General features: G+C 60.6%; 13 protein-coding genes. 5 read left to right on the top strand and 8 right to left on the bottom strand.

The genetic code is table 11. The annotated features are described in order from the left end of the window. The 5 genes from EN964_RS10715 to EN964_RS10735 all read left to right on the top strand — a co-directional run. Positions 1 to 535: phosphodiester glycosidase family protein (locus EN964_RS10715; protein WP_127276346.1), on the top strand; the 535-nt coding region annotated here is incomplete at its 5' end. Between the two features lie 147 nt (positions 536 to 682). Next, positions 683 to 1,780: a GH25 family lysozyme gene (locus EN964_RS10720; protein WP_127269863.1), complete on the top strand. Its 1,098-nt coding sequence runs from the start codon at positions 683 to 685 to the stop codon at positions 1,778 to 1,780. Between the two features lie 152 nt (positions 1,781 to 1,932). Then, positions 1,933 to 2,541, top strand: coding sequence for a class I SAM-dependent methyltransferase (locus EN964_RS10725; RefSeq protein ID WP_127267409.1), 609 nt, complete (start codon positions 1,933 to 1,935; stop codon positions 2,539 to 2,541). Between the two features lie 119 nt (positions 2,542 to 2,660). Continuing rightward, positions 2,661 to 3,626, top strand: a complete 966-nt coding sequence (locus EN964_RS10730) for a DUF3592 domain-containing protein (RefSeq protein WP_236382785.1) — start codon at positions 2,661 to 2,663, stop codon at positions 3,624 to 3,626. Between the two features lie 75 nt (positions 3,627 to 3,701). Further along, a complete protein-coding gene (locus tag EN964_RS10735) occupies positions 3,702 to 4,319 on the top strand; it encodes a hypothetical protein (protein ID WP_127267408.1) in 618 nt (205 codons plus the stop codon). Between the two features lie 19 nt (positions 4,320 to 4,338). On the opposite strand, the gene pqqE is transcribed toward EN964_RS10735, so the two are convergent. The 8 genes from pqqE to EN964_RS10780 form a co-directional block, all read right to left on the bottom strand. Beyond that, positions 4,339 to 5,460, bottom strand: a complete 1,122-nt coding sequence (gene pqqE, locus EN964_RS10740) for a pyrroloquinoline quinone biosynthesis protein PqqE (protein ID WP_127267407.1) — start codon at positions 5,458 to 5,460, stop codon at positions 4,339 to 4,341. Continuing rightward, on the bottom strand, positions 5,457 to 5,753 hold the full coding sequence (gene pqqD / locus EN964_RS10745) for a pyrroloquinoline quinone biosynthesis peptide chaperone PqqD (RefSeq protein ID WP_127267406.1): 297 nt from the start codon (positions 5,751 to 5,753) through the stop codon (positions 5,457 to 5,459). The genes pqqE and pqqD overlap by 4 nt, the downstream gene beginning before the upstream one ends. Then, entirely contained in the window at positions 5,750 to 6,508 is a 759-nt protein-coding gene (pqqC, locus tag EN964_RS10750; protein WP_127267405.1) for a pyrroloquinoline-quinone synthase PqqC, read from the bottom strand. The genes pqqD and pqqC overlap by 4 nt, the downstream gene beginning before the upstream one ends. Beyond that, positions 6,505 to 7,443: a pyrroloquinoline quinone biosynthesis protein PqqB gene (pqqB, locus tag EN964_RS10755; protein WP_127267404.1), complete on the bottom strand. Its 939-nt coding sequence runs from the start codon at positions 7,441 to 7,443 to the stop codon at positions 6,505 to 6,507. The genes pqqC and pqqB overlap by 4 nt, the downstream gene beginning before the upstream one ends. A 415-nt stretch (positions 7,444 to 7,858) precedes the next feature. Then, positions 7,859 to 8,419, bottom strand: coding sequence for a PQQ-dependent catabolism-associated CXXCW motif protein (locus EN964_RS10765; protein ID WP_127267403.1), 561 nt, complete (start codon positions 8,417 to 8,419; stop codon positions 7,859 to 7,861). Then, on the bottom strand, positions 8,416 to 9,309 hold the full coding sequence (locus EN964_RS10770) for a substrate-binding domain-containing protein (RefSeq protein WP_127267402.1): 894 nt from the start codon (positions 9,307 to 9,309) through the stop codon (positions 8,416 to 8,418). Before EN964_RS10770 ends, EN964_RS10765 begins: the two co-directional genes overlap by 4 nt. Continuing rightward, positions 9,281 to 9,805 carry a c-type cytochrome, methanol metabolism-related gene (locus tag EN964_RS10775; RefSeq protein WP_127267401.1) on the bottom strand — a complete coding sequence of 175 codons (525 nt, stop codon included), beginning with the start codon at positions 9,803 to 9,805 and terminating at the stop codon, positions 9,281 to 9,283. Before EN964_RS10775 ends, EN964_RS10770 begins: the two co-directional genes overlap by 29 nt. Positions 9,806 to 9,981: 176 nt before the next feature. Further along, positions 9,982 to 11,757 carry a methanol/ethanol family PQQ-dependent dehydrogenase gene (locus tag EN964_RS10780; RefSeq protein WP_372337995.1) on the bottom strand — a complete coding sequence of 592 codons (1,776 nt, stop codon included), beginning with the start codon at positions 11,755 to 11,757 and terminating at the stop codon, positions 9,982 to 9,984. Positions 11,758 to 12,190 lie beyond the last annotated feature (433 nt).

The following is a 12,190-nucleotide window of genomic DNA, read 5'->3' on the forward strand; positions in this document are numbered from 1 at the left end:
ACAGGCGGCAGGGCGCACCATGCTGTTCGGCATCAATGCCGGTATGTATCACCCGAACCTCGCGCCGGTCGGCCTCTATGTCGAGCGTGGCCAGGAGATGGCCTCGGTGAAAACGGGATCGGGAAGCGGCAATTTTTCCCTGCAGCCGAACGGCATTTTCTACATGCGCGACGGCAAGGCCGCGGTCCGCGCCACCAGGGATTTCGTGAAAAGGCGCCCGACCGTCGACTATGCGACGCAATCGGGGCCGATGCTGGTGATCGACGGCAAGCTGCATCCAAAATTCCAGGCTGACGGCACTTCGCGGAAAACCCGAGACGGTGTCGGGGTGCGAAAGGACGGCGTCGCGGTTTTTGCGATTTCGAACGGCATGGTGACCTTCCATGCCTTCGCCCGTCTGTTCCGCGATGCGCTCGGCTGCGACAACGCGCTCTTCCTCGACGGCACGATATCAAGCTTGTTTGCGCCTGCCATCGGCCGCAAAGACGACTATTGGAATCTCGGGCCGATGATCGGCGTTTTCAAAAAATCCTAGCCGGTTTCCATCGCGCTTGCCGCACGCGGTATGGGCGAAAAAAACTTGATTCAAACTTTATTGGTAATTTCTCATTCATAACTGATCTGGTTTGTCCGTCGGCTGTCGTTTTGCCCTCGGTCTGTTGTGTTTTGAGTACAGGTCCAGATGCGGATTCCGGGCGTCGTCAGTTTTTTGATCGCATCGCTATGCCTTGCCGGCTGCTCGTCGACGGCCGGCGTCGACGCGCTGGATTTGCAGAAACCGTCCAACGAGACCACCAGTTCCGTGATCCGGCCGCCGGCACCGATCGCCGCTGCTCCGGCGGCAAGGGGCAACAGGGCGGCAAGGGCCGGATTGGCTCCCATGTCTGACAACGGTCCGGGGGAAAAACCGCGCCCGTTCGGCTTGGCGGAGGAGGAAGAGACGGGCGTGTTTGCCGCGCCCGACGTGCCTGATCCCCAAGTGCCTGATGTCGGCGGGCTGCCGGTCGAGCCGGCAGCCTTGGTGTCGCCGCCCAAGCTGTTGACCCGCGCGGCACCGGCCATGCTGGCCGGGCCGCTCACCCGTTACGGATTTCGCGACGCCAAGCCGATCAATTTCGGCAAGGGTTCGCCTCGCCGCCTTGCAGTGCACGGCGTCGACGTCTCGCGTTGGCAAGGCAACGTCAACTGGGACAAATTGCGGGCCCAGGGCGCCAACTTCGCCTACATCAAGGCGACCGACGGTGGCGACCACCTCGATCCGATGTTCATGAAAAACTGGCGCAGCGCCGACGCCGCCGGCTTGAAGCGCGGCGCCTACCATTTCTTCTACTGGTGCCGCACGGCCGGCGAGCAGGCGGACTGGTTCATCCGCAACGTGCCCAGGGTCGAAGGCGCACTGCCGCCGGTGATCGACGTCGAATGGAACGGCGAGTCCAGCTGCAAGCGGCGGCCGTCGCGCGAAAAGGTGCTGGAAAAGATGCAGGTGTTCATGGACAAGCTGGAGCGGCATTACGGCCAACGTCCCATCATCTACACCGCGCCCGATTTCTACCGCGACAATCTCAGGGGCGAATTCCTCGACTATCCGTTCTGGCTGCGTGCCGTGGCCCAGCATCCGTCAAAGGTCTATCCCGGCCGCAAATGGCTGTTCTGGCAGTATTCCGGCTCCGGCCTGTCGCACGGCGTCACCGGCCGCATAGACCTCAATGTCTTCCATGGCGACGAACGGCAATGGCGCGCCTGGGCCGGCGGCCGGCAGACGGTAGCCGACGCCAACTGAGACAGTCGTCAGTCCCGGCGCACTTCGCTCTGCCTGATGTCCGCGGTCTGGGCAACGCGACATCGGGCTGCTCGATGGACACGCTTCCGCCGGCAGCATTCGCTGAGGAAAGTGTCCGGCTCTTTGACCGACATGGACGCATGGGAGGAAAGATGGGTGTGTCATCGGAGGCTCTGGCACAGAGCCGTCAAACGATCAGCGCTTACGAGGATTATGCGGAACAATATGATGCCATCGTGCGCCATGTTCCCAACGAGAGGGAGCAGGCATCGCTCAAGCGCCTGGTGGCAATCGCCGGTACAGGCGGCCGGATTCTGGAAGTCGGGTCCGGAGCCGGATACGACGCGGATTTTCTGGAGACTTTGGGTGTCAAAGTCCGGCGCACCGACGCGACCAAGCGGTTTCTGGAACTGCAGGCCGCGCGTGGCAAGCATGGCGAGTTGCTCGATCTCATCACCGATGATCTCGGCGGCCCCTACGACGCGGTTCTGGCCCTGTGCGTCCTCATCCATGTGCCTCGCGACGAGACCGACCAGGTGCTTGCCAAGATAGCCGGGTCGCTGCGCCCGGGCGGCGCCTTTCTCGTCTCGATGCGTAATGGCGACGGCGAGACATCAGGCGAATATCATACGGTCTACTGGCGCAGGGACGACTTCGCGGCCCGTCTCGAAGGCGCCGGGCTCGTCCTCATCAGGGACGATTTCAACGTCGGCCGCGATAGCGAAGAATGGAACACGTTCCTGGCCGTGAAGCCTGCATGACGCGGCGTGGGCTGTTGCCGTTTGCGCTGCTCAACCTTTTCAGATTTTGCGAATAAGCAAGACATTGCCGCAGCCTTGCTGTCTATGTGCGAGTTCCTGCACTCCTGGGGGGAGACGAGTTGGAACTCAAGATCATGCTTGTCGGCTTTGCCTGCGTGGTCGCGGGCGCGCTGTCGTTCATCACCTTCATGAAATGGCGAGAGGTGAAGGCACTCAGCCGCTGGCTGCCGACGCCGGGAAAGATCATTTCCTCGCGCGTCGAGGCACGTGAGGTCAGAAACTCGGGCGTTGGTTCGGACAGCACTGACACCACCGAAATGCGCAATTTTCCGGCGATCACCTTCGAATACAAGATCGGCGGCAAGAAATTTCAAAGCTCGCGCTACAGCGTGAAAGAGAATTTGGGGAATTTCGAAGTCACGGAGACCCTTGCCCAGTTTCCCCGCGGCGCGGAGGTGACTGTCTTCTACAATCCGGCCGATCCGAGCAAAGCGGTGATCGAGCGCACCCTGCCGGACGGCGCCTTCAAGTTCATGGTCCAACTCTCGGCCGGCCTAGTGTTCGGCGCGGTTGTGCTGGTGTTTTCCGTCGGCGGTGTTCTGGAGGCGATCGGGCCGCATTTGCCCAAACCGCAGAATCTCGGTGCCGCGGCGTTGCTGCTTTTTATGGGCTTGTTCATCCTGAGCATCGGTTTCGCCCAGAAAGCGTTGGCCGAGCAGGCGGCAAAATGGCCGATCGTGGTTGGCCGCATCGACACTTCAGGTCTGCAGGCGCTCCGAAACCATTCAGGCTATGGCCGCTGGCGCACCGTCTTCAAATCCCGCATCGTCTACTCCTATGGCGTCGCCGGCCAGCGCTACAGCGCCGATCGTGTAACGTTCGGCGCCACCGTGACCGCCTCGCTGTCCGGCCTCGTCGGCGGCCAGGCACGGCAGTATATCGAAGGCAGCAAGGTCGACGTCCACTATGACCCCGCCAACCCCGGCTCGGCAGTGCTCGAATGCCGGGTCCGGGGGCTTTGGCTGCTATGGACCTGCTCGGCAGGTTTTCTCGGTGGCGCGGCCTTTCTGCTCGGGCTGGTTTGAGCGTGCCAGCCGACTTCGCCAATGCCAATTCAGACGGCTCCGCATGGGATGCCTTTACCTTGACAGGATGCAGCGATGAATAGGGTGCGATCGATCATCTGGGCCTGCGCCCTGCTTGCATCCGCGACAATGTCCGCGATGGCAGACGAGCCGGCGCCGTCGCGCTCGCCGATCGACAAATGCGTCTGGGAAAGGTTGTCTGACAAAAATATCGGGCTGGCCGCCTGGGCGCAACGCTGCGACTTCGGCTTCCGCCAGATTCATTTCGAATTCGCCGACAACGCGCTTGCCATCAAATACAGCGACGGCGGCGCGGCCGATCCTCTCGTCGAACTGTTCGACATCATATCGGGTGAAACTGCCGAGGCTGCATTGCGCCGCCTGTTCCTGGAAAAAACCGACAAGACTGTCAGCGCCCGCTGCGTGCTGACGCCTTACACGCAGGGCACGGAGCCTGCAGGCGTCAAACGCTACTCATTCAGCCCTGACGCCTCCTATGCGGAAGAACTCAAAGCGCTTGCCAGTTCCGACGAGGTTCCCGAACCGCCCTGCGGCGACTGGGGTGAAATGCCTGACGGCATCCAGTATTTCGAGGTGCCGGCGGGTGAGGGGCACAGGCTTCTGTTTGTGCGCATCGGCCAGGACGAGCCATTGTTTGACGAGCAGACGCTTCGCGTTTTCCGGAGGGGGTGAGAAGCGCTTTCTCGCCAGGTCAGGCGGATTCGGTCATGGCACCGATCCGCCGGTAGACGAACGGTTCTTCTCTCGAAGGAGCTGTGGCAATGCGCTTGGCTTCGTCGATCAGCATTGCCATGCGAGCATGGATCGGCGATTTCGCGCAAGCGGGGTCCGTTGCAGCGGCATCGCCGGCGATCGCCATCGCCTGGCAGCGGCAGCCGCCCCAGTCGATCTCGCGCCGCTCACAGCCGCGACAGGGTTCCTGCATCCAGTCCGTGCCGCGAAAGGCATTGAACCCCGGTGAATCGGCCCAGATCGAGGACAGCCTGCGTGGTTCGAAACGCTCGAAGCTGAGCGACGGGATCGTCTGTGCGGCATGGCAGGGCAGTACGGTGCCGTCAGGCGTCACCATGAAGGCGTCCCGCGCCCAGCCGCCCATGCACGGCTTGGGATAGATCGCGAAATAGTCCGGCGTCACAAAATCGATGTTGATGATGCCGGCCAGTCGCTCCTGTGCCTCCGCAACGATCTCCGCCTGCCTGTCGACCGCTTCACGCTCGGGCATCAGTTGGTCGCGATTGGTCAACGCCCAGCCGGCATACTGCACATTGGCGATCTCGAGCCTCTCCGCGCCCAGCGAAAGGGCGAGATCGATGAATTCCGGCACTTCCTCGATGTTATGGCGATGGATCGGTGCGTTGATGGTAAGAGGCAGACCGGCAACGCGCGCGCGGCGTGCCGTCTCCAGCTTCTTTTCGTGAGCGCCCTTGTGGTTGCCGATGCGATCGGTGGTCGCCGGCCGCGCGCCCTGAAAGCTCAGTTGCAGATGGTCGAGGCCGGCTTCGGCAAATGCCTCGATACGGCCCTCGACGATGCCAACGCCCGCGGTAATCAGATTGGTGTAGACGCCGCGCCCCGCAAGCCCGGCGATCAATTGCTCGAGGTCGCGGCGCAGTGTCGGCTCGCCACCGGACAGATGCACCTGGAGCACTCCCAGATCGGCGGCCTCCGAGAACAGGGCGAGCCAGGTCTCTGTGTCGAGTTCGCGATTGGCCTTCAGCAGTTCCAGCGGATTGGAGCAATAAGGGCATTGCAGCGGGCAGCGATGCGTCAGTTCCGCCAGCATGCCGATTGGAGGGAGGAGGGGCGTGCTCATAACCTCACCAGCAGCTTGTCCGACCATTCCTGCAGGAAGGCGAGGACGTCGGTCGCCACGGCCTCCTGTTCGGCCTCATAATCCGCGGCAAGGCCAGCAATGATATCGCCTGCCGTTGACCGTCCATCGCAGCGGCGCAAAATATCGAGACTGACATCGTTCGGCCAGAATATCTTTTCGGGTGAAAGCACGGCGAATGCCTGCCGCACGGAATCGTATTGTATGCGCACGTGTTTCGGCAGCGAAGGTACCGATCGCAACGACACCACGGCTCTTTCGCGCAGCGCCATCATTGGGCTGCCTCGGGCTGGAAGGCGCCGGGCGGTATGTTTCCCTGCTCGCCATAGGCGTGTTGAAGCGCGTCAAGCATGGCCCAGAGTATATCGCATTTGAACACCAGTGCATCGATTGCCTGCTGCTGGCGCTCCGCCGTATCGGCATGGCTGAGCACGTAGGCGAGGGCGAAGTCGGCGTCACGCGAGGCCTGTTCGGGCCGTTGCCTGAAATAGGCCAGCGTGTCCTCGGTGATGTAGTCGTATTTGGCCAGCATTGCCGGCACCCGCTCGCCGATGATGAGTGGCGAGAACATCTCGGTCAGCGAGGACGCGACCGCCTCGAACAACGTCCGGTTTGTGCAAAAGGAAAGGTAAGCGCCCACCGCGAAGCGCGTCGCCGGCAGTGCCAGCCTTTCGCTCTTCACGGCCTCGGCGTCCAGGCCGAGCGAAGTTGCCAGATGCAGCCAGCGCGCGATGCCGCCGCTCCAGCCGTCCTCGCCGTCATGATCCTCGATCCGCTTGCGCCACGCGGCGCGAAACGCTGGATCCTCGGCATGCACGAGTATCATGGCATCCTTGCGCGGGATGACCGCCTGATAGCAATAGCGGTTCAGCGCCCAGGCCTTTATCTCGGCCTTCGACAATGCGCCGCTGGTCATCCTGTGGTGAAAGGGATGGCGATTGTGATAGCGCTCGGCGCCAACCTGCCTCAGCACGGCTTCGAGAGCGCTCTTGGAGAGTCCGCCTTTGGCTGCATCGCGGAAGTCGCTCAAAATTCCATCTCCATACCGTCGCTTGCGATTTCCCAGCCGGCCGCCTTGACCGCCGCGTGCTCGGCGGAATTCTCGTCAAGGATGGGATTGGTGTTGTTGATGTGGACGAAGACGCGACGGCCGACCCTCACATCGGCCAAGCCTGCGATCGAACCCGATTCTCCCGAGATCGCCAGATGCCCCATGCGCGCGCCGGTTTTCTGACCGACGCCGGCGACGATCATCTCGTCGTCGGTATAGACCGTGCCGTCGAACAGAAGCCAGGCGGCATCGGTGAGACGCGTGCGCAAGGCCGCATCGATGCGCGCGCAGCCCGGAATATAGAAGACGGAGCCGCGGCTGCCGATGCCGGCAATTCGGACTCCGATCGTATCACCTGCGTCGGAGCTGAAATTGGCATCCGGATGGTCTCTATCCTCCAGATAGAGTGCTATCTTCCCGGGCACTGGAAAGGGCTCGATCATTACGCCGGTCTCGCGGCCTTCTGCGTCGCAAATGGCCAATTCTTTCGCCGGCGGCAGGATGCGCCGCGGCACAAGCGCTGGATCGAGAACGTTGAAAATCGAATTCGCCTCCAGCGTCGCCAGAACCTGCGCCGTTGCATAAATGGCGAAAGGCTGCCGCTCGCGCAGGCTGAGCAGTCCAGCGATATGATCGACATCGGCGTTGGTCAGCACCACCGCGCGAATAGGCGTGGAGCGCAGCGGCGCATCGCCCGCAGGCTGCAGTTCAGGTGTTGCAGCGATTTGCTGGCGAATGTCGGGCGAGGCATTGAAAAGAACCCAGCCGAACCCGTCCGCGGAGGCGGCGATACTGGACTGGGTTCGTGAATGCACCCCGGCCATGCCGGTGCGAGCCGCACGACTCAGACGGTAGTTGCAGTTCCATTGCGGAAAGCCGCCGCCCGCCGCCGATCCGATGATCCTCAAATGCATGAAAATGCCCGCGCGCCGGCTTCTCTGACCTGCAGGCAATTTGCAGTCACAAAAAACGCTTCGCGCGCTTTGCGTGCGTCAAAATCTTTCACGAAAATCCATGGGGCGAGGGGATGCGCGCCCCTGTCGCCAGGGACGCGCACCTCTGCGGCCTACTTCTTGGGAGTAATTTCAGCAGGCAGATACCGTGAAATTTCGAAGCCAGCGGCAACCTGACACATGGTCGGTTTTTTCCAGTTCTTCTTCATGACATTTCTCCTCTTAATACCAGCCCGAAGGGACCGATCCTGTCGTTAGCCAACCATTGCAGGGCACCGACGCAATGGCTCGTCCATCAAGTCTCAAAATGGACAAATGAAACAATAGGTTTTGAAAAGTTGAAAACCAACTATCGAGAATAATTGCAGTCCTTACTTCAATTGTTCGTTGTATAGGGTTTTTTCTCCTCCAGTGGAAGGTTTGCATCTTCCCACCCATCAGCGCCGAGCGGATACCAGATTACCGAACTGTAGCCCCACTCGACGGCCCGTTTCGCCGCATTCCACGACATCCAGCAATTCGTCATGCAGTAGAACAGAATCGCGCGCGACTTGTCCGTCCCGGCCTTGGCCTCGAGGCCTTGGCGAAAATAGCTGGCGGTCTCCTGCGAAATAGCGCCGTATCCCACATTGGCCAGCCATATGCTGCCTGGGATGTCCTTTCTGACCTTGTCCCTCCATATGGTTCCTGCCGGCAAATTGGTCGGTTTGGGCGTGTCCGGCATCACGTCGAAGAAGATCGCCTTTTTCGCCCGCCACAGCGCTTCCGCTTCCACCGTCGTCACCACCCTCGCGCCTTGCAGCGTCCGCGGCACCGGCGCCCGATAGTCGTCCATCCGGAAACCGCTGGGTTCGGCGACATCGCCAGCCCATGTCGGCTCGGTCAGACCCAGAAGGCTCGCGGCGACCAGCAAGAAAATAGTCTCCCTTCCATTCATTGGGTAATCAGGTTGTCGTGTTCGTCGATCAGCGGCACGTTATAGCTCAGCAGGATCCTGGTGATCTCCGCCTGGTTTTCCCTGATCACTCGGTTGAGCGTCCGCTTCCATTCCTGGTCGGACGGACGTACGCCCATGGTAATGCGGTAAGACATGCGCGAGCCGGTTTTTTCCTTCACCAGTGGAACGATCGTCACATCAGCTCCGAGTTCCTTGGCATAGTAACCTGCCATCGGTCCCCACAGCACCGCCGCATCGATCTTGTGTGCCAGCATGTCCTTGATCATGACCTCCCCCATGGATGGGGTGACGCGGGTATCCACCGCAAGCGGATAGATCTTGGCGGTCCGCAGGAGCTTGTTGGCGGCCATGTTGGCGGTTGGCGGCGTGCTTTCAACGACGCCGATCGTCTTGCCCTTGAGTCTGGGATCCTCGATCGTTTCCACGCCTTCCATATCGTGGCTTTTCGGATGCACAAGCACATAGGCGGAGCGATAGTAGGCGTTGGTGTTCTGCACCAGCTCATCGCCCTGGGCATAGCCCATGATGATGTCGCATCGGTTGGCCCCCAACGTATTGCGCACGAAGCCGGTGATCGTGGGAAACCAGGTGTAGGAGACGGACTTGCGCCCGGTTTTCGCGGCAACCAGCTCTGCCAGCTTGTTTTCGAATCCTTCGCCGCTCTTGTCGGTGAAGGGCATATTCGAGGGATCGGCGCAGACGCGCAAGATGTCGGGGTCGACCAGTTCTCCCGCCGCACCAAGGCCGGCGCTTTGCGCATGCGCATTCGACGGCAGCAAGGCGAGCGTGCCGAGGATCGGCAGAACGACGCGCAGCTTCAATGCATCGCGGCCAATCATGTCACCCACCCATGCAGGATGCTTCGGCATCCTTCGCCGCCTGGGCCTTGTCTTCGTGCTTGGGCGGCCGTCCGCGGGGCGCCGCGCCATCTGCGCGCGCGCGCAGGTAGATGTAGAGGTCGTCCATGTAGCAATAGACATTCTTGTTGTCGCCAAAGGCAGGCATGACGTTTTCCTTGCCGCCGCCGACATTCTTGCGGCCCTCGGCGACGATCGAGAGGAACGTGCCGTAATCCATGTTTTTCAGGCTGTTGACCAAAGCCGGCGCATAGCTCGAACCTGTTGCATCCTGTCCGTGGCAGACATGGCAATCGGAGTGATACCGGCGGTAGCCGCTGAACGTGTACCAATCGACGGTTCCGTTTTCGATATTGTAGGTCGGATTTCCATCCGCATCCAAATACTTGCCGCCTTCTTCCTTCACCGCCTTGGCTTTTTCCATGCTGTCGTCGGCCTGGGCGACGCCTGAGCTTGCCAGAGGCAGCAGAGCCAGGACCAAAGCCGAAATTACAATGCGAACGGACATTCAAACTTCCTTCATTTGCCAATGGACACGGTTTTGCTGGCGCGACCGGCATTGATCGGTGTTTTGGGTGCGTAACCGAATCGAGAGCCCGGCCATGGCTTCCGGATGATCCGGGCTCTCGTTCTTCAAGCCTTTGGTCTCACAAGACCTGAGGCGTTCTCAAGGTTCCCAGCGCATCAATCCGGGAGACCGAAGACGGTGAGCTGACCGCCCAGCGTCGTGTAGTCGGCAAGTGCCGCGTAGCCACCGACGGCACCAAGACCAGCGGTGCCAACGACGGCGGCCTCATCGCCTTGGGCACGGCCCTGATCGACGGCGCCATGCCAGGCAGCGGCGTTATCAGGCGAAAGCAGGCCGCCTGCCAGGCCAATACCTGCCCAGCCGCCAACACCCGACAGAACGGCGATGTACTGCTTGCCGCCCTGCTCGTAGGTCGTGATGTTGCCGATGATGCCGGACGGGGTCTTGAACTTGTAGAGTTCCTTGCCGTCCTTATCGACCGCCTTGATGTAGCCTTCGAGCGTGCCGTAGAAGACGACGTCGCCATCCGTGGCCAACGCGCCAGACCACACCGAGAACATCTCGGGCTTCGACCAGACGATCTCACCCTTGGCTGCATCCCAGGCAATGAAGTTGCCCATGCTGCCGTCGCCGCCAGGGGCCGGGTACATCGACACGGTGGCGCCAACATAGGGCTGACCGGCGGTGTAGCTTACCTTGTAAGGCTCATAGTCCATGCAGACATGGTTGGTCGGGACATAGAACAGCCCGGTCTTCGGCGAGTAGGCGGCCGGCTGCTGGTCTTTGGTTCCAAGCGCGGCCGGGCAGATGCCGGTCGAGTTGGTGTCTTCGCCGTTTTGCTGGGTCGAATATTTCGCCACGACCTGCGGGCGGCCATACTGATCGCTCTTTGGGTCCATGTTGACTTCCGTCGCCCAGTTCACCGACGGATCGTATTTTTTGGCGACGAGAAGGTCGCCGCTGGCGCGATCCATGGTGTAGGCAAAGCCGTTGCGGTCGAAATGCACCAGCACATCGTGCTTGGCGCCGTTGACCTCCATGCCGTCGACGAGGATCATCTCATTGACGCCGTCATAGTCCCATTCGTCATGCGGGGTCATCTGGTAGAGCCATTTGGCAACACCCGTGTCCGCATCGCGGGCCATGATCGTCATCGACCAGCGATTGTCGCCGGGGCGTTGTACGGGGTTCCACGTCGAGGGATTGCCGGTGCCATAGTAGACCAGGTTCAGCTTGGGATCATAGGAATACCATCCCCATGTCGTGCCGCCGCCTGTCTTCCACTGCTCGCCTTCCCAAGTGTTCGTGCCGGAGTCCTTGCCCACCGGCTTGCCGAGATGCGTGGTCTTTTCGGGATCGATCAGGGTGTCTGCGTCCGGACCTTCCGAATAGGCTTTCCAGGCGAGTTTGCCATCTTTCAGATTGTAGGCGGCCAGCCAGCCGCGAACACCGAATTCGGCGCCGGAGACGCCGATGAGCACCTTGTCCTTGACGACGACGGGGGCAGCCGTACCGGATTCGCCTTTGCCGCCATCGGTCTGGTCACCGTTCTTGACCGACCAGACGACCTTGCCGGTCTTCGCATCGAGGGCGACGACCGTGGTGTCGGCCTGATTGAGAATGATCTTGCCGTCACCATAGGCAACACCGCGATTGACCGTATCGCAACACATGATCGGAATGACGTTGGGATCCTGCTTGGGTTCGTATTTCCAAAGGATCTTCCCGTCATTCTTGAGGTCGAGCGCAAAGACATTGTTCGGGAAAGGCGTGTGGACATACATCACATCGCCGATGATAAGCGGTCCACCCTCGTGGCCTCGCAGCACGCCGGTGGAAAAGGTCCACTTGACCTGCAGGTTCTTCACATTGTCCGCAGTAATCTGGTTGAGTTTGGAATAGCGGGTGTTGGCGTAGTCACCCGTCTGCATTGCCCAGTTCTTCGAATCCGAAGCCAGCTTTGCAAGGTCCTCGTTAGCCGACGCCGTATAGGCCGCGCCGAGCGACAGAAACGCCGCAGTGGTTAGAATATAGGTAGCTTTCGTAAGTACACGCATCCGAATTCCTCCCGAGGTTCATAGTGATGAATCATTTGCTGAGCCCACAAGGGCTTGCCCAAGCGATTCACGGGGGGGAAATATTTCCGGCAGCGTGTCACGACCTAAGCCAGATGTGCAGAGGGCACCGTTACTGCCCACCTCACCTTGGCCTACGAAAGACTGTCGCCGCTCCCTAATGACGGTGACGCCCTTGAAGCCGGAAACAGGGTGAGGCTATGTCATCGCAAAACGCTAGGCAAGCAAAAAAGCCTGGGTGTCTTTTTGCACCGCAATATCGTGAATGATGCGGTGCAATATAAGGAAA

Source organism: Mesorhizobium sp. M7A.F.Ca.CA.001.10.2.1, assembly GCF_003998575.1.
Lineage (GTDB): Bacteria > Pseudomonadota > Alphaproteobacteria > Rhizobiales > Rhizobiaceae > Mesorhizobium.

What these genes read in the sequence shown, in the direction of transcription:
- EN964_RS10720 (WP_127269863.1), top strand. Translation starts at nt 683, where the DNA reads ATGCGGATTCCGGGCGTCGTCAGTTTTTTGATCGCATCGCTATGCCTT.
- EN964_RS10725 (WP_127267409.1), top strand. Translation starts at nt 1,933, where the DNA reads ATGGGTGTGTCATCGGAGGCTCTGGCACAGAGCCGTCAAACGATCAGC.
- EN964_RS10735 (WP_127267408.1), top strand. Translation starts at nt 3,702, where the DNA reads ATGAATAGGGTGCGATCGATCATCTGGGCCTGCGCCCTGCTTGCATCC.
- pqqE (WP_127267407.1), bottom strand. Translation starts at nt 5,460, where the DNA reads ATGAGCACGCCCCTCCTCCCTCCAATCGGCATGCTGGCGGAACTGACG.
- pqqD (WP_127267406.1), bottom strand. Translation starts at nt 5,753, where the DNA reads ATGATGGCGCTGCGCGAAAGAGCCGTGGTGTCGTTGCGATCGGTACCT.
- pqqB (WP_127267404.1), bottom strand. Translation starts at nt 7,443, where the DNA reads ATGCATTTGAGGATCATCGGATCGGCGGCGGGCGGCGGCTTTCCGCAA.
- EN964_RS10765 (WP_127267403.1), bottom strand. Translation starts at nt 8,419, where the DNA reads ATGAATGGAAGGGAGACTATTTTCTTGCTGGTCGCCGCGAGCCTTCTG.
- EN964_RS10770 (WP_127267402.1), bottom strand. Translation starts at nt 9,309, where the DNA reads ATGCCGAAGCATCCTGCATGGGTGGGTGACATGATTGGCCGCGATGCA.
- EN964_RS10775 (WP_127267401.1), bottom strand. Translation starts at nt 9,805, where the DNA reads ATGTCCGTTCGCATTGTAATTTCGGCTTTGGTCCTGGCTCTGCTGCCT.
- EN964_RS10780 (WP_372337995.1), bottom strand. Translation starts at nt 11,757, where the DNA reads ATGCAGACGGGTGACTACGCCAACACCCGCTATTCCAAACTCAACCAG.